This is a genomic window from Pantoea sp. BS_8 (assembly GCF_041954965.1).
Taxonomy (GTDB): Bacteria; Pseudomonadota; Gammaproteobacteria; order Enterobacterales; family Enterobacteriaceae; genus Pantoea; species Pantoea stewartii.
In genome coordinates, this window is sequence record NZ_JAVAXU010000006.1 from 1 (window position 1) to 23,615 (window position 23,615).

General features: G+C 55.2%; 21 protein-coding genes and 1 tRNA gene. 13 read left to right on the plus strand and 9 right to left on the minus strand.

Features of this window, described 5'->3' with window-relative positions:
* The first annotated feature begins 7 nt into the window (after window positions 1-7).
* Window positions 8-83: transfer RNA gene (locus RAC65_RS12740), tRNA-Trp, on the plus strand.
* Between the two features lie 110 nt (window positions 84-193).
* On the opposite strand, the gene hdfR is transcribed toward RAC65_RS12740, so the two are convergent.
* Complete coding sequence (hdfR, locus tag RAC65_RS12745) at window positions 194-1,018, minus strand: HTH-type transcriptional regulator HdfR (protein ID WP_006121164.1); 825 nt, start codon at window positions 1,016-1,018, stop codon at window positions 194-196.
* A 121-nt stretch (window positions 1,019-1,139) separates the two neighbouring features.
* On the opposite strand from hdfR, the gene RAC65_RS12750 reads away from it, so the two are divergent.
* Window positions 1,140-1,478 (plus strand): DUF413 domain-containing protein, encoded by a 339-nt coding sequence (locus tag RAC65_RS12750; protein WP_006121163.1) that lies wholly within the window; start codon window positions 1,140-1,142, stop codon window positions 1,476-1,478.
* 23 nt (window positions 1,479-1,501) lie between these two features.
* On the opposite strand, the gene RAC65_RS12755 is transcribed toward RAC65_RS12750, so the two are convergent.
* Window positions 1,502-3,022 carry a YifB family Mg chelatase-like AAA ATPase gene (locus RAC65_RS12755; protein WP_164482722.1) on the minus strand — a complete coding sequence of 507 codons (1,521 nt, stop codon included), beginning with the start codon at window positions 3,020-3,022 and terminating at the stop codon, window positions 1,502-1,504.
* Window positions 3,023-3,352: 330 nt separating this feature from the next.
* Between RAC65_RS12755 and ilvL the strand changes: the two genes are divergently transcribed.
* The 6 genes from ilvL (at window position 3,353) to ilvA (ending at window position 9,909) form a co-directional block, all read left to right on the plus strand.
* Window positions 3,353-3,451 (plus strand): ilv operon leader peptide, encoded by a 99-nt coding sequence (gene ilvL, locus RAC65_RS12760; RefSeq protein ID WP_071785161.1) that lies wholly within the window; start codon window positions 3,353-3,355, stop codon window positions 3,449-3,451.
* Window positions 3,452-3,600: 149 nt separating this feature from the next.
* Entirely contained in the window at window positions 3,601-5,247 is a 1,647-nt protein-coding gene (gene ilvG / locus RAC65_RS12765; protein ID WP_006121161.1) for an acetolactate synthase 2 catalytic subunit, read from the plus strand.
* Entirely contained in the window at window positions 5,244-5,501 is a 258-nt protein-coding gene (ilvM, locus tag RAC65_RS12770) for an acetolactate synthase 2 small subunit (protein WP_006121160.1), read from the plus strand. Before ilvG ends, ilvM begins: the two co-directional genes overlap by 4 nt.
* A gap of 18 nt (window positions 5,502-5,519) precedes the next feature.
* Window positions 5,520-6,449 (plus strand): branched-chain amino acid transaminase, encoded by a 930-nt coding sequence (locus RAC65_RS12775; protein WP_375096780.1) that lies wholly within the window; start codon window positions 5,520-5,522, stop codon window positions 6,447-6,449.
* A gap of 60 nt (window positions 6,450-6,509) precedes the next feature.
* Window positions 6,510-8,360 (plus strand): dihydroxy-acid dehydratase, encoded by a 1,851-nt coding sequence (ilvD, locus tag RAC65_RS12780; protein WP_006121158.1) that lies wholly within the window; start codon window positions 6,510-6,512, stop codon window positions 8,358-8,360.
* 1 nt (window position 8,361) lies between these two features.
* Window positions 8,362-9,909 (plus strand): threonine ammonia-lyase, biosynthetic, encoded by a 1,548-nt coding sequence (ilvA, locus tag RAC65_RS12785; protein WP_006121157.1) that lies wholly within the window; start codon window positions 8,362-8,364, stop codon window positions 9,907-9,909.
* On the opposite strand, the gene ilvY is transcribed toward ilvA, so the two are convergent.
* Window positions 9,910-10,791, minus strand: coding sequence for an HTH-type transcriptional activator IlvY (ilvY, locus tag RAC65_RS12790; protein WP_039342836.1), 882 nt, complete (start codon window positions 10,789-10,791; stop codon window positions 9,910-9,912). It lies immediately after the preceding gene.
* Window positions 10,792-10,952: 161 nt separating this feature from the next.
* On the opposite strand from ilvY, the gene ilvC reads away from it, so the two are divergent.
* Window positions 10,953-12,428 carry a ketol-acid reductoisomerase gene (gene ilvC, locus RAC65_RS12795; protein ID WP_033738325.1) on the plus strand — a complete coding sequence of 492 codons (1,476 nt, stop codon included), beginning with the start codon at window positions 10,953-10,955 and terminating at the stop codon, window positions 12,426-12,428.
* A gap of 310 nt (window positions 12,429-12,738) precedes the next feature.
* Window positions 12,739-12,921, plus strand: a complete 183-nt coding sequence (locus RAC65_RS12800; protein WP_054632899.1) for a hypothetical protein — start codon at window positions 12,739-12,741, stop codon at window positions 12,919-12,921.
* A 70-nt stretch (window positions 12,922-12,991) separates the two neighbouring features.
* Here RAC65_RS12800 and RAC65_RS12805 read toward each other — a convergent pair whose 3' ends face one another.
* From RAC65_RS12805 to RAC65_RS12815, 3 genes are all read right to left on the minus strand, one after another.
* The gene (locus tag RAC65_RS12805) at window positions 12,992-14,323 is read right to left on the minus strand and encodes an MFS transporter (protein ID WP_033738323.1); all 1,332 of its coding nucleotides are present in this window, start codon (window positions 14,321-14,323) and stop codon (window positions 12,992-12,994) included.
* 262 nt (window positions 14,324-14,585) lie between these two features.
* Complete coding sequence (gene yhjD, locus RAC65_RS12810) at window positions 14,586-15,602, minus strand: inner membrane protein YhjD (RefSeq protein WP_262959594.1); 1,017 nt, start codon at window positions 15,600-15,602, stop codon at window positions 14,586-14,588.
* Between the two features lie 39 nt (window positions 15,603-15,641).
* On the minus strand, window positions 15,642-16,541 hold the full coding sequence (locus RAC65_RS12815) for a LysR family transcriptional regulator (protein ID WP_033738321.1): 900 nt from the start codon (window positions 16,539-16,541) through the stop codon (window positions 15,642-15,644).
* 115 nt (window positions 16,542-16,656) lie between these two features.
* On the opposite strand from RAC65_RS12815, the gene RAC65_RS12820 reads away from it, so the two are divergent.
* Window positions 16,657-17,415 carry an SDR family NAD(P)-dependent oxidoreductase gene (locus tag RAC65_RS12820; protein WP_006121151.1) on the plus strand — a complete coding sequence of 253 codons (759 nt, stop codon included), beginning with the start codon at window positions 16,657-16,659 and terminating at the stop codon, window positions 17,413-17,415.
* Window positions 17,416-17,447: 32 nt separating this feature from the next.
* Here the strand turns inward: RAC65_RS12820 and RAC65_RS12825 are convergent, their stop codons facing one another.
* Window positions 17,448-18,302 (minus strand): PhzF family phenazine biosynthesis protein, encoded by an 855-nt coding sequence (locus RAC65_RS12825; RefSeq protein ID WP_033738318.1) that lies wholly within the window; start codon window positions 18,300-18,302, stop codon window positions 17,448-17,450.
* Between the two features lie 105 nt (window positions 18,303-18,407).
* On the opposite strand from RAC65_RS12825, the gene RAC65_RS12830 reads away from it, so the two are divergent.
* Window positions 18,408-19,031 carry a glutathione S-transferase family protein gene (locus RAC65_RS12830; RefSeq protein WP_058708222.1) on the plus strand — a complete coding sequence of 208 codons (624 nt, stop codon included), beginning with the start codon at window positions 18,408-18,410 and terminating at the stop codon, window positions 19,029-19,031.
* On the opposite strand, the gene RAC65_RS12835 is transcribed toward RAC65_RS12830, so the two are convergent.
* Window positions 18,998-20,488 (minus strand): PLP-dependent aminotransferase family protein, encoded by a 1,491-nt coding sequence (locus RAC65_RS12835; protein WP_375096781.1) that lies wholly within the window; start codon window positions 20,486-20,488, stop codon window positions 18,998-19,000. The two genes, RAC65_RS12830 and RAC65_RS12835, sit on opposite strands and share 34 nt — an antisense overlap.
* 135 nt (window positions 20,489-20,623) lie before the next feature.
* On the opposite strand from RAC65_RS12835, the gene RAC65_RS12840 reads away from it, so the two are divergent.
* A complete protein-coding gene (locus RAC65_RS12840; RefSeq protein ID WP_058708221.1) occupies window positions 20,624-21,211 on the plus strand; it encodes a LysE family translocator in 588 nt (195 codons plus the stop codon).
* Here the strand turns inward: RAC65_RS12840 and RAC65_RS12845 are convergent.
* Window positions 21,208-23,592, minus strand: a complete 2,385-nt coding sequence (locus tag RAC65_RS12845; protein WP_375096782.1) for a phosphoketolase — start codon at window positions 23,590-23,592, stop codon at window positions 21,208-21,210. The genes RAC65_RS12840 and RAC65_RS12845 overlap by 4 nt on opposite strands.
* Between the last annotated feature and the right edge of the window lie 23 nt (window positions 23,593-23,615).

Here is a 23,615-nt window from a genome sequence, read left to right on the forward strand (position 1 = left end):
CCTTTTTAGGGGCGTAGTTCAATTGGTAGAGCACCGGTCTCCAAAACCGGGTGTTGGGGGTTCGAGTCCCTCCGCCCCTGCCAGAAAAAGAAAAATCCTTTGCGTATGCGAAGGATTTTTTTTTGCCTTAAGAAAAGCAAAACAGAAAACCAGCCAGCAAAGACTGGCTTAATCCTCGCTTTCTTCCCTCTCTTTAATTCGGCACGACTGGAAACTTCAGCAACTGACGGATATACGTCTGCTGATCACTGTTTTGCAGCCATACCGCATACAAAGGCCGCACCGCCACAGACGTATCGGGCATCACTATCAGGTCGCTGTACAAGCTTTGCCAGAACTCGGGCAGAAACGCGCAGGCTCCTGTCGTGTGCAACAATTCACGCGTCACCTGTGCTGATGTCGTTGTTAATACCGGAACATCGTCCCCGCCGGAAAGATAACTTTGGTGCTGATGAAAGTCCGCGCCCCATTCCAGCTTAATATAGTCATATTTCTCACGCTTTTCGGTCTGCCGGGAACGAAACAGTGCCAGCGAAATATGACCTATCTGCTGGCTGGTCAATTCATCCATCTTTGGTGCTTCCGTCGTAATCAATAAATCCAGTTGGCGTTCATGCAACTGTTTAACTAACAAATGACGCTGCGCCACACGCGCTTCCAGGTGCAGACTTTCCCTGTTTTCGTAGAGTGTCTGAAGCCATGGCGTCAGATAGGCTTCCCAAAGTGAGGCGCTGGCACCAATGGACAGCTCATGATGCTGCTGCGTGTGCGACACTTCTTTCTTCGCCATAAGCCAGGTATTCATCAGACTTTCCGCGTAAGGCAAAAGACGCTCACCTGCCGAGGTCAAACGGATGTTGTTGCGGTGTCGGGTAAAAAGATTCACTCCCAGTTGGTTTTCTAACTGGCGGATGCGAAAACTGACAGCAGACTGCGTTAAGTAAAGTGCTTCTGCAGCACGCCCGAAATGGCGAGTTCTGCTCACTTCCAGGAAAGTTTTCAGTAATTCCGTATCCACAGCCTTCTCCCAAAATTTGTTTGTCGTATAGATTTAAATGTTTTGTTTTACACTCTGTCAAGCGTATCTAATACTCCGCGCCATAAATAGCACGGCCATAAGAGAAACAGGAGCGTGTAACATGGCGGAAAGCTTCTCAACGGAAAATCGTTTCTTTGATAACAAACATTACCCACGCGGATTTTCGCGTCATGGGGACTTTACGATTAAAGAAGCACAGCTACTTGAACGCCACGGCGTCGCGTTTAATGAGCTGGATCTTGCCAAACGTGAACCAGCGACAGAAGAAGAGCGTTTGTTCATCGAGGTATGTCGTGGTGTCCGTGAGCCGCAGACGGAAGCAGAACGTGTCTGGTCCAAATACATGACCCGTATCAAGCGTCCTAAGCGTTTTCACACGCTGTCAGGCGGTAAGCCACAAATGGATACCGTTGAAGACTACACAGAAAGCGACGATTAATGAAAAGGGGCGAAAGCCCCTTTTTACTGCAGGTTGTTATGAAGATAGGTCATGAGGCGGTCAATGCTTCGGTAACTGACGGCTTCCTGCAAATGATAACGGCTGATCGTCTCTTCACCGGCCAAATCGGCCACCGTGCGCGCCACTTTCAGGATCCGCTGCCACGCCCGTACTGATAAGCCCAACTGATTTAAAACAGACTCCAGCCACTTCGCATCCGCTGAACAAAGCGCACACCACCGTAATACCTCCGCATTAGCTAAATGAGCGTTGATTTTTCCTGAACGCGCAATCTGTCTTTGCCGGGCAACAAGCACGCGCTCGCGTACCGCCACAGAACTTTCTCCCGTCTGCTGTTGCTGGCCTAACAGTCCCGGCGGTAGCAATGGCACCTCCAGCGACAGATCAAAGCGATCAAGGAAGGGGCCGGAAAGTTTGCTGAGATAGCGTAAAATCTGCTGCGGCGAGGTGCGGTTATGCTGTCCCTGATAGTGTCCTGTCGGACTGGGATTCATCGCAGCGACTAACTGAAAGCGTGCAGGGTAAACCACCTTAGCCCTGGCTCGCGAAATCGCGACTTCACCGGACTCAATGGGTTCGCGCAATGCATCCAGAACGCTGCGCTGGAATTCAGGCAATTCATCTAAAAAAAGCACTCCATTATGGGCCAGCGAGATCTCACCGGGACGGGGCAATGCGCCACCGCCAATGAGCGCATACAGTGAAGCACTATGATGAGGGGCCCTGAACGGCCTTTTACGCCATGAATGATGCACAGGGCCCGCATTACTCAGGCTGGCTATCGCTGCGCATTCTAAGGCCTCCTGATCGCTTAATGGCGGCATGATGCCCGGTAAACGAGTGGCAAGCATGGTTTTGCCTGTGCCTGGCGGTCCGATCAGCATCAGGTTATGTCCACCGGCCGCCGTGATCTCCAGGGCACGGCGTCCTTGTTCCTGCCCGACAATATCGCGAAGATCGTCTGTGATTTCGTCGGTGTTATCGGCGTGGGCGGTGGCAATCGTGAGTTCACCCCTGTTGTGTAAGAAAGCACAAACGTCGATCAAATGGGCGGCTACCAGCGTTGAGCCTTTACGGATTAAACCCACATCAGTCTGGTTTTCTGCTGAGAGAATCAACTGCCTGCCAGCTTTAATCGCCGCAAGGGCAGCCGGAATGGCGGCCTGTACACCACACAGAGCGCCGTTTAGCGCCAGCTCGCCCAGAAACTCATATCCGCCCAGCTTCTCTGCAGGGAGCTGTTCAGACGCGACCAGAATGGCGACAGCCATGGGCAAATCGTAGCGCCCGCCTTCCTTAGGCAGATCGGCCGGGCCCAGATTGATGGTGATTCGCCGGGCAGGGAAGTCAAAGCCGCTGTTAATGATGGCGCTACGGACACGTTCGCGTGCCTCCTTGACGGTAGTTTCCGGTAAGCCCACCAACGTCAGGGCAGGCAATCCGTTGCTGATATGGACTTCAATAGTCACCAGCGGCGCATCAACCCCGATGGCTGCACGTGTCATAACTTTTGACAAAGACATGGCCGCTCCCAAATGCGGCAAGTCTGCCCTGGCGCTTCAATGACGGCGAGGGCCAAAAGGACAAAATGTAAGCTGCGCCGTGATTTTTTTGCGCACTATACATCCGCACGCTTTTTTTGTGGAACCGGACTTTGAACGCGGTATAACCGCATCGGCATGGTTTTTTTGTCAAAGTCGGGGCTCAATAAAATAATCTTTTAATTACAAATTGATAACGAAAGAACGCAATGGGCCGCAATAAAAAACCTGATAAAAAATATTGTAATTAGCCTACTAACTATGATAACTCTGTAGGCATTACTTCGAACGAGTTAAAGAATCGAATACGTTATGAAAGCCCTTCTACTAGTGATTAGCCTTGTCGTGATTAGCGTGGTGGTGATTATTAACCCACTGTGCGGGGCAACGCTTGGAGCAAGAAAGGCTTAAAAATCAAGCCAGAACTCTAAAAAACCCCCCGCACCGAAAGGTCCGGGGGTTTTTTTTTGACCTGGCAAAATTCAGTAAATCTGCAAGGAACAAACAATGAACAGTAGCATAAAATTCTGTTGTTCCCCTCAGGCGACAGGAGAATAACGATGACAGGTGCACAATGGGTAGTTCAGGCTTTACGCGCACAAGGCGTTGATACCGTATTTGGTTACCCTGGTGGCGCCATCATGCCAGTGTACGATGCGCTATACGACGGCGGCGTCGAACACCTGTTGTGCCGTCACGAGCAGGGCGCGGTGATGGCCGCAATCGGCTATGCCCGTTCAACCGGTAAAACCGGTGTCTGCATTGCCACTTCGGGCCCCGGTGCAACAAATCTGATCACCGGCCTGGCTGATGCCATGATGGACTCCGTGCCGGTTGTCGCGTTGACCGGTCAGGTCGCTTCTGCCTTCATCGGTACGGATGCCTTTCAGGAAATCGATGTTCTCGGTCTGTCGTTAGCCTGCACCAAACACAGCTTCATGGTTGAATCGCTGGATGATTTGCCTTCCGTGATGGCCGAGGCGTTCGCCATTGCGCAGTCGGGTCGCCCCGGGCCGGTATTAGTCGATATCCCAAAGGATATTCAGCTGGCAAAAGGGGAACCTTCACCGCAGTTGATGCCGGTGGAAGAAGCGATGTCGATGCCGCATCAGGCAATTATTGACGCGCGGGCAATGATGGCGCAGGCCAAAAAACCTATGCTGTATGTCGGCGGTGGCGTCGGCATGGCGCAAGCGGTGCCGGCACTGCGCGCGTTGATGCAGGAAACCGGCATTCCCGCTGTTGCCACGCTGAAGGGCCTGGGAAGTGTGGATGCCGACAGCGAATGTTATCTGGGCATGCTGGGCATGCACGGCACTAAGGCCGCTAATCTGGCCGTCCAGTCCTGCGACCTGTTAATCGCGGTGGGTGCCCGTTTTGACGACCGCGTCACCGGTAAACTGGACACCTTCGCCCCGCTGGCCAGCGTGATCCATCTGGATGTGGACCCTGCAGAACTGAATAAGCTGCGCCGTGCACATGTGTCGCTGCAAGGCGATCTCAACCATGTCCTGCCGGCCCTGAGCCAGCCTTTACAGATTCAGGCGTGGCGCGACGAAGTCATGGCGCTGAAAGCACAGCATGCGTGGCGCTACGATCATCCCGGTGAAGCCATCTATGCGCCGTTATTACTGAAACAACTGTCCGATCGCAAACCGGCAAACACTGTTGTTACCACCGACGTAGGTCAGCATCAGATGTGGGCGGCCCAGCATATAGCCTGTGACGCGCCTGAAGATTTCATCACCTCCAGTGGCTTAGGCACAATGGGCTTTGGCCTGCCTGCGGCAATCGGCGCACAGGTTGCGCGCCCTCACGATACCGTCATCTGTGTCTCGGGCGACGGCTCTATCATGATGAATATTCAGGAACTGGGCACCATTAAGCGTGGCAAACTGCCTGTGAAAATTCTGCTGCTGGATAACCAGCGTCTGGGCATGGTTCGCCAGTGGCAGCAGCTGTTTTTTGACGGTCGCTACAGTGAAACCATCCTGACCGACAACCCCGACTTCCTCACGCTGGCCAGCGCATTTGATATCCCGGGCCAGCGAATCACCCGTAAAGATCAGGTCGACGCCGCAATCGATGCTCTGCTGAACAGTGAAGGTCCTTATTTCCTGCACGTGTCAATTGATGAGCATGAAAACGTCTGGCCATTGGTACCGCCCGGTGCCAGCAACGCCAACATGATGGAGAAAACCGTATGAACCAGCATCAATTGTCTATCGAAGCGCGCTTTCGACCTGAAATATTGGAACGCATTTTACGTGTAGTACGCCATCGTGGCTTTCAGGTGTGTTCAATGAACATGGCGACTGTGGCTAACGCCGAAAACATTAATATCGAAATGACCGTTGCCAGCCAGCGCTCTGTCGATTTACTGTCTTCCCAGTTAAGCAAACTGATGGATGTCGCCTGCGTCCAGATTCAACAACAGACATCACAACAAATCCGCGCGTAGTCGCGAAAGGAAATAATAATGAGCACCAAGAAAGCAGATTTCATTTGGTTCAACGGCGAAATGGTTAAGTGGGAAGAGGCGAAAGTCAGCGTGATGTCTCACGCTCTGCATTACGGCACCTCGGTATTTGAAGGCGTGCGCTGCTACGACTCACACAAAGGCCCGGTCGTCTTCCGTCACCGCGAGCACATGCAGCGTCTGCACGATTCCGCCAAAATTTACCGTTTCCCGATCAGGCACAGCGTTGATGAACTGATGGAAGCCTGCCGTGAAGTGATTCGCGTGAACAACCTGAAAAGCGCCTACATCCGTCCGCTGGCTTTCGTGGGTGATGTCGGTCTGGGCGTGAACCCACCGGATGGCTTCACCACGGATGTGATTGTTGCAGCGTTCCCGTGGGGCGCTTACCTGGGTGCTGAAGCGCTGGAAAACGGCATTGATGCCATGGTGTCTTCATGGAACCGCGTTGCGCCAAACACATTGCCAACCGCAGCAAAAGCGGGCGGCAACTATCTGTCTTCCCTGCTGGTAGGCAGTGAGGCGCGCCGCCATGGCTATCAGGAAGGCATTGCGCTGGATACCAATGGCCTGATTTCAGAAGGCGCAGGCGAAAATCTGTTTGAAGTGAAAGATGGCGTGCTGTTTACCCCGCCGTTTACCTCCTCTGCACTGCCGGGCATCACCCGCGATGCCATCATCACGCTGGCGCGTAATATGGACATCGAAGTGCGTGAACAGGCACTGTCTCGTGAATCTCTGTACCTGGCTGACGAAGTCTTTATGTCCGGCACGGCGGCAGAAATCACCCCGGTACGCAGCGTGGATCGCATTCAGGTTGGCGAAGGCAAATGTGGGCCCGTCACCAAACGCATTCAGCAGGCATTCTTTGGCCTGTTTACCGGCGAGACCGAAGACAAATGGGGCTGGCTGGACCCGGTTAACGCATAACCAGACCTTGCGCGGATGTCGCTGGATGTCCGCGATCTTATTTTGACTGGAGTAAAGAGCATGCCTAAGTACCGTTCCGCTACCACCACCCACGGCCGCAACATGGCTGGTGCCCGTGCCCTCTGGCGCGCAACAGGAATGACCGACGATGATTTCGGCAAACCGATTATCGCCGTCGTTAACTCATTCACCCAGTTTGTGCCGGGCCACGTACACCTGCGTGACCTGGGTAAGCTGGTTGCCGAGCAAATCGAAGCGGCAGGTGGCGTGGCCAAAGAGTTCAACACGATCGCGGTGGACGACGGTATTGCCATGGGCCATGGCGGCATGCTGTATTCTCTGCCTTCACGTGAGCTGATTGCCGACTCTGTCGAGTACATGGTGAACGCGCACTGTGCTGATGCCATGGTCTGCATTTCAAACTGCGACAAAATCACCCCCGGCATGTTGATGGCCGCGCTGCGCCTGAATATTCCGGTGATCTTTGTTTCCGGCGGCCCAATGGAAGCCGGTAAAACCAAACTGTCCGATCAGATCATTAAGCTGGATCTGGTGGATGCCATGATCCAGGGGGCTAACCCGAACGTCAGCGATGCTGACAGCGAGCAGATTGAACGCTCCGCCTGTCCAACCTGCGGCTCCTGTTCGGGCATGTTCACCGCAAACTCAATGAACTGCCTGACCGAAGCTCTCGGCCTGTCACAACCGGGTAACGGTTCACTGTTGGCCACCCATGCCGACCGTAAAGCGCTGTTCATTAACGCCGGTAAGCGCATCGTCAGCCTGACCAAACGCTATTACGAGCAGGATGATGTGAATATGCTGCCGCGCAACATCGCCACCAAAGCCGCGTTTGAAAATGCCATGACGCTGGATATCGCTATGGGCGGCTCTACAAATACCGTTCTGCACCTGCTGGCTGCCGCGCAGGAAGGTGAGGTGGACTTTAACATCTCTGATATCGATCGCCTGTCACGCAAAGTTCCTCAGTTGTGCAAAGTGGCACCGAGCACGCCGAAATATCACATGGAAGATGTGCACCGTGCGGGTGGCGTCATCGGTATTCTCGGCGAGCTGGATCGTGCCGGGCTGATTGACACCAGCGCCCGTAACATTCTGCAGCAGAGCCTGCGTGAAACGCTCGATCAGTACGACATCATGCTGACTCAGGATCAGGCGGTGAAGGACATGTTCCGTGCGGGTCCAGCCGGTATTCGAACGACTCAGGCGTTTTCGCAAAGTTGCCGTTGGGACACGCTGGATGATGACCGCGCTGAAGGCTGTATCCGTACGCGCGAACATGCCTATTCCCAGGATGGTGGTCTGGCCGTGCTCTACGGCAACATTGCCGAAGATGGCTGTATCGTAAAAACCGCGGGCGTCGATAAAGAGATTCTGACGTTCAGCGGCCCGGCCAAAGTTTATGAAAGCCAGGATGACGCTGTGGAAGCTATCCTCGGTGGCAAAGTGGTAGCGGGTGACGTGGTTGTGATCCGCTACGAAGGGCCAAAAGGTGGGCCGGGCATGCAGGAAATGCTGTATCCCACCACTTACCTGAAGTCGATGGGGCTGGGTAAAAGTTGTGCCCTGATCACCGACGGTCGCTTCTCTGGCGGCACCTCTGGCCTGTCAATTGGTCACGCCTCACCTGAAGCCGCTAACGGCGGCACTATCGCGCTGGTGAAAGATGGCGATATCATCGATATCGATATCCCAAACCGCGGTATCAGACTGGCCGTACCGGATAATGAACTGCATGCCCGCCGTGAAGAGCAGGAAGCCCGTGGCGACGCAGCTTACACGCCGATGAACCGTCAGCGCGACGTGTCGTTTGCCCTGCGCGCCTATGCATCGCTCGCGACCAGCGCCGATAAAGGTGCTGTGCGCGATAAGAGTAAGCTGGGAGGCTAAGATGGCTGAGGCTCAACCGCTACCCGAGGCGCCCTGCGGTGCCGAGTATCTGCGTGCGGTGTTACGTTCACCGGTATACGAAGTGGCACAGGTTACCCCACTGCAGAAGATGGAAAAAATCTCTGCACGTCTGGGCAATACCATTCTGGTGAAGCGAGAAGATCGCCAGCCGGTGCACAGTTTTAAACTGCGCGGTGCCTACGCGATGATTGCCGGCCTTGATGAAGAGCAGAAAGCACGCGGTGTTGTCACCGCGTCGGCCGGTAACCACGCCCAGGGCGTTGCGTTATCGGCGACGAAGCTGGGCATCAAGTCGCTGATCGTCATGCCGCTGGCGACAGCGGACATCAAGGTGGATGCGGTGCGTGCATTTGGCGGTGAAGCCTTCCTGTATGGTGCCAACTTTGACGAGGCGAAAGCCAAAGCCATTGAACTGGCGACGCAGCAGGGTTACACCTTTGTGCCACCGTTTGACCATCCGGCGGTCATCGCCGGACAAGGCACGCTGGCGATGGAACTGCTGCAGCAGGACGCGCATCTCGATCGGGTTTTTGTTCCGGTGGGCGGCGGCGGTCTGGCCGCGGGCGTGGCGGTGCTCATCAAGCAGCTGATGCCGCAAATCAAAGTGATCGCTGTCGAGTCAGAAGATTCGGCCTGCCTGAAAGCGGCGCTGGAGGCTGGTGAGCCGGTGGATTTACCGCGCGTGGGCTTGTTCGCCGAAGGTGTGGCCGTGAAGCGCATCGGTAACGAAACTTTCCGCCTGTGCCAGGAATATCTCGACGACATCGTCACCGTGGACAGTGATGCGATCTGCGCGGCAATGAAAGATTTGTTTGAAGATGTGCGTGCCGTGGCAGAACCTTCAGGCGCGCTGGCGCTGGCGGGCATGAAGAAATACGTCCAGCAGCACGATATTCAGGGCGAACGCCTGGCGCACGTGTTGTCGGGAGCTAACGTTAACTTCCATGGTTTGCGCTACGTTTCTGAACGTTGTGAGCTGGGTGAACAACGCGAAGCTCTGCTGGCGGTCACGATCCCGGAACAGCAGGGCAGCTTCCTGAAGTTTTGTCAGACGTTGGGTGGTCGCTCAATTACCGAGTTTAACTATCGCTATGCCGACACCGACAAAGCCTGCATTTTTGTGGGCGTGCGGCTGACGCGCGGGATGGATGAGCGCGCAGAGATCATCAGCCAGTTAACGGAAAACGGCTATCAGGTGGTGGATCTGTCTGACGATGAGATGGCGAAGCTGCACGTGCGTTACATGGTGGGCGGACGGCCTTCCAAGCCGCTGCGTGAGCGCCTGTTCAGCTTTGAGTTTCCGGAAGCGCCCGGCGCATTGCTTAAGTTTCTGCAAACGCTGGGCACGCACTGGAATATCTCACTGTTCCATTACCGTAGCCACGGCACGGACTACGGCCGGGTCCTCACGGCCTTCGAGCTTGGCAACGACGAACCGCGTTTTGAAGAGCACCTTGCCGACCTGGGTTACGATTTCCACGACGAAACGCATAACCCGGCATTCCGCTTCTTCCTGGCAGGCCAGTAACTATAGCTGGTGCCAGAATGCACTGATAAGCGGCTCTCCAAGCCGCTTTTTTTGTACACAAACACCCAGCTCCAGCGGTGCGACGGACGCCACGCTTTCCAGCGGCAGCACACGGTTTCGTACCGGCTCAGGGCTGTTCTCCAGCACCACATCCGGCAGCAGCGCAATCCCACAGCCCAGCGCTACCATCGACACGATTGCTTCATGACCGGCAACGGTCGCATAAATCAATGGGTTAACGATGCGATGACGGCGGAACCATAGCTCGATCGCCCGCCGGACCGGTCCCTGCTCGGGCAGGATAAACGGAATCTGTGACCAGTCCGGTGCCTCTTCTGTCGCCTGACTGCGCACCGGACAGGGCAGTGCAGGTGCAATCAGTCCCAGCGGCAACAGTCCCAGCGTGGTGAAATCAATGCTGGCAGGCAGCGATTCAGGTCGACCGGCAATCGCCAGATCGGCATTGCCCGACTGGACCATTTCAATCGCATCGGCCGCATCGCCGGTAGTCAGTTTGATTTCCACCTGAGGATGCTCGGCGCGGAAACGATCCAGAATGGGCGGCAGATGGCTGTACGCGGCGGTCACCGAGCAAAACAGGCGCAGTTCACCACTGAGTGACGGACCGTTGAGATCCATGGCATGGCGCAATTGCTGATACTGCAGTAAGGTTTGTTGTGCAAATAACTTCAGTCTTTCGCCCGCTTCGGTGAGCGTGACGGTGCGGTTATCACGCAGAAACAACGCGTGGCCGACATCCTCTTCCAGCCGCTGAATCTGGCGTGACAGCGTGGACGGACTGACGTGCATGGCCCGTGCGGTGCGGCCAAAATGGCAACTTTCTGCCAGATGTAAAAACAATTTGAGATCGCGTAAATCCATACAGGTTCCACCTCAGGAATGCATTGCGATTATTGCAATGTAATGTTGTTAATATATCAATTTAAGCAACAGAAATCCTGTCATATGATGGGGTCATTCGCGGTGCTGAATCTCACGCCGTCAACAGACAAAAGCAAACACAACATTTAACCGGAGTACCCATGGCTAATTACTTCAACACACTGAATCTGCGCAACCAGTTAGCGCAACTGGGCAAATGTCGTTTTATGGGGCGTGACGAGTTCGCGGATGGCGCCAGCTTCCTGAAAGGCAAAAAGATTGTGATTGTGGGCTGTGGTGCGCAGGGCCTGAACCAGGGCCTGAACATGCGCGATTCCGGTCTGGATGTTTCTTATGCCCTGCGTGCAGAAGCCATCGCCGAAAAACGTGCCTCGTATCGCAAAGCCACCGACAACGGTTTCAAAGTGGGCACTTACGAAGAACTGATTCCTCAGGCGGACCTGGTGGTTAACCTGACGCCAGACAAACAGCACTCCGCCGTGGTTCAGGCTGTACAGCCACTGATGAAAGACGGTGCCGCGCTGGGCTATTCACACGGCTTCAACATTGTCGAAGTGGGCGAAACCATCCGTAAAGATATCACCGTCGTTATGGTGGCGCCGAAGTGTCCGGGCACCGAAGTCCGTGAAGAATACAAGCGTGGCTTCGGGGTACCGACGCTGATCGCGGTTCACCCGGAAAACGATCCGAAAGGTGAAGGTATGGCTATCGCCAAAGCCTGGGCTTCTGCCACCGGTGGTGACCGCGCTGGCGTGCTGGAATCCTCTTTCGTTGCGGAAGTGAAATCTGACCTGATGGGTGAGCAGACCATTCTGTGCGGTATGCTGCAGGCCGGTTCTCTGCTGTGCTTCGATAAGCTGGTGGCTGAAGGTCACGATGCGGCGTACACTGAGAAACTGATTCAGTTTGGCTGGGAAACCATCACCGAATCCCTGAAATTTGGCGGCATTACGCTGATGATGGATCGCCTGTCTAATCCGGCGAAACTGCGTGCTTACGCACTGTCTGAGCAGCTGAAAACCATCATGGCTCCCCTGTTCCAGAAGCACATGGATGACATCATCTCAGGCGATTTCTCTGCTGGCATGATGGCGGACTGGGCGAATGACGATAAGAAGCTGCTGACCTGGCGCGAAGAGACCGGTAAAACCGCGTTCGAAACCGCCCCTCAGTTCGACGGCAAAATCGAAGAGCAAGAATACTACGACAAAGGCGTTGTCATGGTTGCCATGGTCAAAGCGGGCGTTGAGCTGGCATTTGAAACCATGGTAGATGCTGGCATCATCGAAGAGTCGGCTTACTACGAGTCACTGCACGAGCTGCCGCTGATCGCGAACACCATTGCCCGTAAACGCCTGTATGAAATGAACGTGGTTATTTCTGATACCGCTGAGTACGGTAACTACCTGTTCTCTTTTGCGGCGGTGCCGCTGCTGAAAGAGTTTATGGCCTCACTGCAGCCGGGCGATCTGGGTAAAGCTATTGACGGCACGCAGGTGGATAACGCCCAACTGCGCGACGTTAATGAAGCCATTCGTCAGCATCCTATCGAGCAGGTTGGCCGCAAACTGCGTGGTTACATGACCGATATGAAACGCATCGCGGTTGCAGGCTAAGTCGCACCGCCACCGTTTTCAGCAAATGTAAGACAAAAAGGCGCAGCCATCTGGCTGCGCCTTTTTGTTTTAGCATGCGCCTGGCGACACGATAACAGGCGGTAAAAGGCTCCTGTAACCAACATACTGACACCCGGCAAGAATAAGGAACATGCCAGCCGTAAGGTTGCCAGCAAAATACTCGTGATGATGTCTGAGGGCATAGCATACGGCGACAGAAGCGACAGCCGTGCGCTGCGGGTCGGGTCGGCATTCAGTCAGTCCCCGCCTTTTCCCCAAATGCGCTTCGGGAAGAGTCTGGCTGCGCAATGTGTGTAGATTTATCGCAAACGGCTATCTGCTTAATGGTCCACTGCGTCGTGTTTTGCCGGACTGGCACAGTGAAAACACAACACCGATGACGCCCTGGGCCATCACCTTACCCAACCGTCTGCTGCCGCTAAAAACCCGGGTTTTTATCGATGATTTTATGGCCTGGCTTAAGTCGAAATAGCGCGCTTTCGCCGCGAAAACGCATAAAAAACCCGGCCTGAGCCGGGTTTTTTTATGAGCGTGACCTGAGATCACACTTCATACAGCGTTTGATGCCGGGTTTCTTTACAGGCAATCAGGGCGATCAGCGTCAGGAAGGCCATAGAGGCCAGGTACAATCCGACGGCATATAAGCCGTAGTGCACGTTCAGCCAGGTTGCGATATATGGCGCAACGGAGGCCCCCAGAATCGACGACAGGTTGTATGAGAACGACGCGCCGGTATAGCGCACTTCTGTCGGGAACAGCTCGGGCAGCAGCGCACCCATCGGGCCAAATGTCAGGCCCATAATGCTTAATCCCAGCAGCAGGAAGGCCATCACCAGCGCCTGAGAGCCGGAACCCAACATCACAGGGAACAGGAATGAGAAACCAATAATCATCAGCGTAATGGTGATCATGGTTTTCCGGCGACCAAAGCGGTCAGCCAGCAGGCCCGCGATGGGGACCATCACGCCGAAGCCAATGACCGCCATCATCAACATCCACAGCATGCTGTTACGTGAGATGCCCAGCCCCGCAGGCGCGGCGGCGGTGCCGTAACTCATTGAGTAAACTGTCATGATGTAAAACAGCGTGTAGGTGGCGAGCATGATGAAGGTGCCCAGAATGGTCGCCGTCAGATGTTTGCTCAGAAGTGAGGCAATCGGCACGCGCACCTGCTTCTTCTCTTTCTGCACTTTGGCAAAGACCGGACTTTCATGTAGCGACACGCGCACATACAGGCCAATCAGGACCAGCACGGCAGACAGTACAAAAGGCACGCGCCAGCCCCACTGCATAAACTGCTCGTCGGTCAGCAACCAGGAGAGCAGCAGGAAGGTGCCGTTGGCAAAAAAGAATCCAATGGGCGCACCCAACTGCGGGAAGGAACCGTACAGCGCACGCTTTTTGGCTGGCGCATTTTCCGTGGCCAGCAGGGCCGCACCGCCCCATTCGCCGCCGAGTCCCAGGCCCTGACCAAAGCGGGCCAGTGCTAACAGCAGCGGGGCCAGAACGCCAATGCTCTGATAGCTGGGTAACAAACCAATGACCACGGTAGAGATCCCCATGGTCAGCAGCGAGGCTACCAGGGTGGCTTTACGACCGACACGGTCACCGAAGTGACCAAACAGCGCTGAGCCGATAGGGCGCGCAACGAACGCAATCGCGAAGGTCGCCAGTGACTGTAGCGTGGCGACAGTGGCATCACCCTGAGGAAAAAAGATATGCGGAAAGACAATGACCGCGGCGGTGGCATAAATATAGAAATCGAAAAATTCGATGGCGGTGCCAACCAGTGAAGCAATAACGACTTTACTGCGTGAGTTCACTGGCGTTGGCTCATGTTGTTTATCAAGAGTTTCTGAGATGGAGGCTTGCATAAATGTTTCTTATTTTTAAATACCGTTAAGGAATCTTACGCACCTGTATAGCGGCATTCAATGGCTGGAAACCGCGTCAGCCGCGGCTTTCTCTGCCTAAAAGTAGAAAATCTTTGCCTGATGTGAAATGTCGGAGAATGGCAGCGTTAACAGAGATAAACATGGCGAGATACTCTGTGAAAGCGCTGAAGAAAAGTGATCCCCTGGTTATTCATGCTGTAAAGTGGCTGATAAATAACCGGGGGCAGGGATTTTTCGCTGGTTACTGCTGTTCGTGGGTGGCCATTGCGCCTTTTTCAGGCATGCGTGGATCGTCTTTGTATTTGGCGGTGGCAATCCAGGCCGCGCAGAACAATGTCAGGCGGGCAAAGAAATAGAAGAACGCCATCAGCCCCAACACCGAGCCAAAAGCCGCACCCGAGGGCGAGCTGGCGAGTTTCGGCAGCGTCAACGTCATCACAAACTTAATGACTTCAAACCCGATGGCCGCCAGTAAGGTGCCACGCAGCAGGGCTTTTTTGCGCGGTTTATGGCGAGGCAGAATCCAGAAAATCCACAGAAACAGCAGATAATTTGCCAGTACAGAGATGGACGTCGCGATGATCGTCAGTGCCGGGCGCAACCATTCAATGCCATCCAGCCCTAACGCATTAACGATAGTCGCCTGGGCGGAACCGGCGACGGAGGTCAGTGACAAAGTAATCACCAGCGCCAGCATCAGGCCGGTCAGAGACAAGAAGTCGCGAATATAGCGTTTCCAGATCTTCTCTTTATCGTCAGGTTGACGCTCCCAGACGTCGCGTGACTGCGCGCGAATAGCCTCGCGTAAATTCCCCATCCAGTTGAGACCGGAATACAACGCCAGCAACAAACCGGTGATGCCCACGGTTGCGCGTTGCTGAATGGCCGTGTTCACGGTGTTTTTTAACGTGGTCGCCAGCGACGGATCGCTGATGCTGCTGACGATTTTGTTGATGATATCGGTCAGGAGGTCCGGATTCGAGGCCAGCACGAAACCCACGGCAGCAAAAGACACCATTAAAATGGGGATGAGCGACAGAAACGAAAAATAGGTAATGGCGGCACCAAACTGGCTGCCGAGGCGATCGTTAAACCGATCCAGCGCGCGAATAAAGTGCGCTACCGCCGGTATCGCCTGGAACCAGGCGGCGAAGCGTGATACGCGCACGATGGAGCGATCAACGGACTTGTTGCCGGTTTTAATATCGATCAGCGGTTTGGCGCCTTTTACGTTGTCCTGCTCGTCTGTCATAGACATTCACTTTCCTGTTGAACCTTAAAATCACATTATAGCCTGTCAGGTGACATACTCCTGGAGCACCTGACTTAACCACTCCATAAACACCCGAACCCGACGCGCGACATTCCGGCGATGGGGATAGAGCAAGTGAATGGGCATCGGTTTGGCCGGGAACGCATGGAGCACCTCGACCAGTTGACCGCTTTCCAGATATTTTTGGATGCCCACCGTCGGCACCTGAATAATGCCCAGGCCCGCAAGGCAGGCGGCGCGGTAGGTTTCGGTGCTGTTCACCGTCACGACGCCGCCCGTGTGCACATAGTGGCACTGCTTACCATCGAAGTATTCGAAGCCCTGCGCCGCCTGACCTAACGGCTGGCTGTAATGCACCATTGCATGCTGCGACAGTTCTTCAAGCCGAATCGGCCTGCCAAAACGCGCAAGATAGTCAGGACTGGCACAGTTAATCAAGGTGTGCGTACCTATACGGCGGGCGATCAGTCCCGAATCTTTTAGCTCGCCAACGCGAATCACACAGTCAAAACCTTCGCGAATGACGTCAACCTGGCGATCGTTGCTGCTGAGTTCAATTTCCACGCCAGGATAGTGCTGAAGGAATTCAGGCAGACGCGGAAGAATAAGATCGCTCGCCATTGCCACGGACATGTCGACCCGCAGTTTGCCACTTAACGTCGCGGGATCGTGCTGAAACAGGCTGTCCATATCGCCAATCATCGCCAGCAAATCAAGACAGCGATCATAGTATACCAGGCCATCCTGAGTCAGCTGCACGCGGCGGGTAGTACGATGCAGCAGCCGTGTGCCCATCAGATTCTCCAGCGCCTGAATTTGCCGTGATACGCTGCCTTTTGGTAACCCAAGGCTGTCAGCCGCCGCCGTAAAACTGCCCATCTCTGCAACTCTGACGAACACCTGCATTGCATGAATTTTATCCATATAGCCTGCCGATTGTTGTTGTAAGTGGAACAGTGCTGCGCATTCTTAAGCGTTTATAGAACAATTTTTAACGAATATCCTGAATCTGTGTTCAATTTTGCAACAGGAAATCAACATGAATCGTAAAATCGTCTTGATTACGGGCGCAAATCGCGGTTTAGGCAAGAATGCAGCGCTAAAACTGGCGGCAAAAGGCCGGGATATCATCCTGACGTACCGCAATCATCAAAACGAAGCACAGGACGTCGTCAACGCTGTTGAGCGCGCAGGCGGCCGCGCCATAGCGCTACAGCTGGATGTGGGTGATGTTAGCCAGTTCGACCGCTTCATTTCTGATGTCAAAAACACCTTACAGCAGCACTGGCAGCGTGAGACATTTGATTATTTAGTGAATAATGCCGGGCATGGTCACTACAAACCTTTTGCCGAGACGACGGAAGCGGAATTTGATGCGCTTATGAATGTGCATTTCAAAGGGCCGTACTTCCTGACGCAAAAACTGCTGCCTGTTATCAGCGACGGCGGGCGCATTCTGAATATCTCCAGTGGATTAACGCGCCTGACCTATCCTGGCTCGGGCACCTATGCGGCGATGAAAGGGGCGATGGAAGTGCTGACCCGTTACCAGGCCAAAGAGCTGGGGGAACGTCGAATCCGCGTTAATATCCTGGCGCCGGGCGCGATTGAAACGGATTTTGGCGGTGGACGGGTGCGTGACGATAAAGCCGTGAATGAAAGCATCGCTGCGTTGACCGCTCTGGGGCGGGTCGGATTACCTGATGATATTGGCGACGCCATTTGCGCCATTCTGAGCGAGGAAACCGGCTGGATCACCGCGCAACGCATCGAAGCATCGGGCGGGCAGGGACTGTAACAGTAAGGGCGACTCCGTCGCCCTGTCGTGTCTCAGGGCGTAACGTCAATTGTGCCCTCAACGATCGTCACTGTTTTTCCGCCAATCCAGATGGTTTCGCCCTCATAAGCCACGTTCACCCGGCCCTGACGTCTGACCTGCGTGCCCTGACGAACGCGGTAATTGTGCGGTTTACCCTGAGCCGCGAAGTAGCGCGCCAGGCAGGCATTTGCGCTGCCGGTAATCGGATCTTCTGTCAGGCTGCCGTGCTCAACCAGTAATCCCCGCACTTCATACTGTTCTGTTTCTCCCGAGGGCAGCGGGCCAAAGGGCATTACACCATCCACGCTGGCGTGGGTAATTAACCGCTCAAGATCGTTGACGTCGGGTATGACGGCGCGCACCGCCTCGGCACTGACCATCGGGATAAGCAACCAGCGAATGCCCATATCCGCCACGGTGACAGGCTGTGAATGATCCAGCGCGTCGCTGTTTAATGCTGTGCTGATCAGGGCATCGTGGTAGGGCGTCAGGGTGGCGCTGGGCGCGGCAAAAGCCAGCGTACCATCGGATGCGATTGTCACCACCACATTGCCGACGCCGCACTGCTGCACCATCCTGCCTGGTGTTTTGGTTTTCCAGCCCGCCTCAAGCAGGGCATGGGCGGTACCCAGCGTGGGATGACCTGCAAACGGTAGCTCGCCCTGTACGGTGAAGATGCGCACGCGGTAGTCAGCCTGGCTGTCTTCTGGCGGCAGGACAAAGGTCGTCTCGGATAAGTTGGTCCAGCGTGCAATCGCCGCCATCTGGCTGTCGTCGAGGCCCTGCGCATCCATGATGACGGCCAGCGGATTGCCGTTGAACGCAATCGAGGTGAAAACGTCCACTTGTTTAAACGCAACCTTCATTGTCACTCCTTTTCATTGAGATAAAGCGGTTTTTTCATGCCCGGGCAATTGCTTATGTCAGTTAAGAGGGCTATGAATAAGTTAAGCAACCGGATGGAGCCTGCTATGTTAAAAATTCTTGGACGCGCCTCCTCAATCAATGTGCGCAAAGTATTATGGCTGTGTGACGAGCTGGACCTGCTTTACGAACGCGAAGAGTGGGGCGAAGGTTTCAAATCCACTCACTCGCCAGAATTTATGGCGCTTAATCCCAATGCCATGATCCCGGTATTACTCGACGACGACTTTGTCATGTGGGAATCCAACGCTATTTTGCGCTATCTGGCCACGGCCTATAGCGGCGAGTGGCTTTACCCGGAAAATCCGCGCGCGCGCGCGCCGGTGGATCAGTGGATGGACTGGCAATCAACCGAACTTAACACCTCGTGGCGCTATGCCTTTATGTCGCTGGTGCGCCATTCGCCCGCGCATCAGGATCCCCGCCTGTTAGCTGCGGCCTGCAAAGGCTGGTCCCATACCATGGGGATTCTCAACCAGCAGCTGGAGCACACCGGTCGCTATGTCGCCGGACGCAACTTCACGCTGGCGGATATCCCGATTGGCCTTGCCGTGAACCGCTGGTTTGAAACCCCGCTGGATCATCCCGACCTGCCGGCTGTCCGGACCTATTACGAGCGTCTGACTGAACGCCATGGTTATACCATCTGGGGACGGAACGGAACGCCCTGAGCCCGACCCGGCGGCAGGCCCGCAAGTTCATAGGCGATGGCACCGACGCGGGCGATAGCGCGAATGTAGCGATCGGTAAACGGATAGCAGCACGAGAGGCGCAGTGCATGGTTATAGCGCTCACTCAGCGAATACAGCGCGCCGGGCGTCACGCAGATCTGCTCTTTCAGCAGACGAGAGAACATCTCGGTCGTGTTCACGTTGCCCGGCAGTTCCACCCAAAAAACAAAGCCGCCGCGCGGCAACGTGGCCTGCGTGCCCTGGGGAAAATGCTGGGCAATTAACCCTCGCGCCTCATCCAGATTGCTGGCATAACAGCGCCGCAGGCTACGCAGATGATGGTCATAACCGCCATTGGCAAGAAACTCTGCCAGCGTCTCTGACAGCAGAGCGGACTCCGCCATCGATGACACGGCTTTAAGCCGTGCGATAGCATCGTGGAAGCGTCCGGCCGCAATCCAGCCGACACGGAAATCCGGCGCAACGGTTTTGGTAAAGCTGGTGCAGTATAAAACCCAGCCCTGCTCGTCAAAGGCCTTCACGGCAGGGGACAGCGGCCAGTCAAACTGCAATTCATCGTAAAGGCCGTCTTCGATGAGCGGAACTTTGTAAGTATTTACCAACCTTGCGAGCCTTTTCTTGTCGGGCAGGCTCATACAGTAACCCAGCGGATTTTGCGCCGTGGGCATCGCCACAATCGCCTGAAGTCGCTCTTCCTGCAGCAGCATTTCCAGCGCATCCAGCGACAAACCACGCTGCGGATCGGTGGGGATTTCCAGCGCTTTGAGGCCGAGTGAAGCCAGCAAAGGGAACAAAAAAAAGTAGGTAGGTGATTCCAGCCCTACGCAGTCGCCGGGCTGCGTCACCGCGCGCAATGCCAGCTGCAACGCCTCCATGCAACCATGGGTGAGGGTGATATCATCGGCGGTGAGTGACTGGCCCGCATGTAATGCGCGTCGCGCAATCTCCTCCCGTAAGCGCTCACTACCGGGCGGAAGCGCATAGCGACCGATAAGGTTGGGATTGCGTCGTAGCAATGAGGCGGTGATGCGGGCTAACCGGGCCGAGGGGAACAGTTCGCTGTCCTGCGGGCAGGCCAGCGAGATATTGATGTAATCAGGATGATTCTGCGCGGCGAACACTTTATCGATCAAATCCAGCTTTTCGTTGCTGGGATCGCGTATCACACGAGCAGCGTGCTGAGTATGCCGGGTGACCACAGGCAGGACGCCGCGCACGTAATAGCCTGATTGCGGTCGTGCCTCAATCAGGCCACGGTTCTCCAGCAGCTGCCAGGCATTCAGCACGGTGTTCACGCTCACCTGGTGCGACTGGGCGACGCGACGGATAGCCGGTAAGCGCTTACCCGGCTTGAGAGTACCCTGATGAATGGCCTCTGCGAAGCTATCGGCCAGTTGCTGGTAAAGCGTTTGTTCAGGCTGAATTTCAAGGGACACAATTGCCTCCTGGCACGACAGGTACAGTTTGACATCAGCGTGATTGTACCCATCAAAATAGCCATTTCCTGTCCCTGTTACCATCACTTTTCGCAACGTAGCATGGTGCTCTGTCTCCCTGTCAGGAATACCATGATGCTTGATCCCTCTTTTTTCAGTTATGTCACCGTGATGTCGATTACGCCGGGTCCTAACAACCTGTTGCTTGCCACTTCCGGCGTGAATTTTGGTATGCGCCGGACGCTGCCGATGGTGTTTGGCATTTTACTTGGATGCGGCCTGCAAACGGTTATTGCGGGCATGACACTGGGGCTGTTGCTGCACTGGATGGCATCCATCCGCTTGCCGCTTACGCTGGTGGGATGTAGCTATCTGCTGTGGCTGTCCTGGAAAATATTTCGTGCGGCTGCACCTGAGGCCCGGCACAAGCCTCAGCCGATGACGTTTCTCGGCGGTGCCTGCTTTCAGGCGGTGAATCCTAAAGCCTGGTTAATGGCCAGCAACGTGGCGCTGTTGTACAGCGCCAACAGTCACGTCCTGATCGTGATGGCGAGTTTTATGCTGCTCAACCTGCCCTGCATATTATTGTGGGCGGCGTTAGGTGACCGCCTGCGCGGTCACCTGCAAATCGCCTGGAAACGCCAGCTGTTCAACAGCCTGATGGCGCTGTCACTGGTGGTAACGACGATCTGGATGCTGGCCGATGCTCTGAAAGCGGTTTAGTCCGGTGCGCCGGGGGCGCTGGCGGAGGGCCACTTCCAGTTCTGCACCTCCGGCACATCTTCGCCATAGACCCGTACATAGCGATGATGCTCTGCCAGGCGCTGCTGCAGATCGTCAGGCAGTTCAGGATGGCGATCGGCAAGTCCCGGGATATGCCTGATGGCCGCCAGCGCCAGATGATAGCGATCCAGCTCGTTCAGCACCGTCATGTCGAAAGGCGTGGTAGTTGTGCCCTCTTCATTAAAGCCATGCACATGGAAATTACGATGGTTATTGCGTTGATAGGTCAGCCGGTGGATCAGACTGGGGTAACCATGGAAGGCAAAAATCACCGGCTTGTCTGCGGTAAACAGCGCATCAAACGCCTCTTCTGACTTGCCGTGAGGATGCTGTTTCTGCGTTTGCAGCGCCAGCAGGTCTACCACGTTAACCACCCGAATGCGCAGGTCCGGCAGATAACTTCGCAGCAGATCGACGGCCGCCAGCGTTTCCATGGTGGGCACATCACCCGCGCAGGCCATCACCACATCCGGCTCTGCGCCCTGCGGGGTTGTGCCGGCCCAGTGCCATTCACCCATTCCGGCCTCGCAATGGGCGATGGCGCTGTCCATGTCCAGCCACTGCGGCGCAGGCTGTTTGCCGGCCACAATCACGTTGATGCGGTCCCATGTTCGCAGACAGTGGTCGCCCACCCATAACAACGTATTTGCATCGGGCGGCAGGTAAATACGCACGATGTCGGCTTTTTTATTGGCAACGTGATCGATAAAGCCCGGATCCTGATGACTGTAACCGTTATGATCCTGACGCCAGACGTGAGAAGACAGCAGATAGTTAAGCGAGGAGATGGGCTGACGCCAGCCCAGCTTGCGTGTCACCTTTAACCATTTGGCATGCTGGTTGAACATCGAGTCAATGATGTGAATAAAGGCTTCGTAGCAGTTAAATAATCCGTGCCTGCCGGTAAGCAGATATCCTTCCAGCCAGCCCTGACACTGATGTTCACTGAGAATTTCCATTACCCGACCATCGGGGGCCAACTGCTCATCATAAGGCTCAATAGCTTCAAGCCAGGTGCGGCTGGTGGTGTCAAATACCGGCGTCAGGCGGTTAGAGGCGGTTTCATCCGGACCAAACACGCGGAAATTGTCCCGATTGCGTTGGAACAGGGCGTTAAGATAACGGCCAAACTGTTCAGTTGCCTGTCCGGCCTGCGAGCCGGGCTGCTGTGTATCGAAAGCAAATTCGCGAATATCAGGCGTAACTAATTCACGGCGCAGTAAACCACCGTTGGCAAACGGGGACGCGCCCATACGTTTGTCGCCCTGTGGGGCCAGCGCCTGCAGTTCCGGCTTAAGCCGCCCCTGTTCATCAAACAGATCGTCAGGCTGATAGCTGCGCAGCCAGTTCTCCAGAATGTTACGGTGGTCTTCGTTTTCGCGGCAGGCCGCTACGGGCACCTGGTGCGCCCGCCAGAAACCTTCCACTTTCTTGCCATCTACCGTTTTCGGCCCGGTCCAGCCTTTAGGGCTGCGCAGGATAATCATCGGCCAGCGGGGAATGGCCTTCATTGGTGAGCCCTGCCGGGCGGCCTGTTGAAAGCCGGCAATCTCTGAAAAAGCGCGATCCAGCGTGTCGGCCATCAACGGATGCATCTCTTCAGGTTCATGACCGCAGACAAACAGCGGTTCATAGCCGTAACCGCGAAACAGCTGACGCAGATCGTCGTCACTGGCGCGGCCCAGAATCGTTGGATTCGCAATCTTATAACCATTCAGATGCAGAATGGGCAGCACGGCACCGTCGCGCTGGGGATTAAGAAACTTAATCCCGTGCCAGCTGGAGGCCAGCGGCCCGGTTTCGGCTTCGCCGTCGCCAATGATGCAGGGCGCGATCAGATCGGGGTTATCAAAGACAGCGCCAAAGGCATGAGAAAGTGAGTAGCCTAACTCTCCACCTTCATTGATCGAGCCCGGGGTTTCGGGTGCCGCATGACTGGGAATACCGCCCGGAAAAGAAAACTGTTTGAACAGCTTCTGCATGCCGTCGGCATCCTGACGGATATGCGGATAGATTTCGCTATAGCTCCCCTCAAGCCAGGTATTCGCAACCATGCCAGGCCCGCCATGGCCGGGACCACAGACATAAATAAGGTTGAGGTCGCGCTGACGAATAATCCGGTTCAGATGGGCATACATAAAATTCAGTCCGGGCGTGGTGCCCCAGTGGCCCAGTAAGCGCGGTTTAATATGCTCTGGCTTCAATGGCTCGCGTAACAGCGGATTGTCCATCAAATAAATCTGCCCGACAGACAGATAGTTAGCGGCGCGCCAGTAGCGATCAAGTAACGTGAGTTCGTGTGCCGTGTTCGGTTGAGCCATGCCATTTTCTCCTGCATTACGTC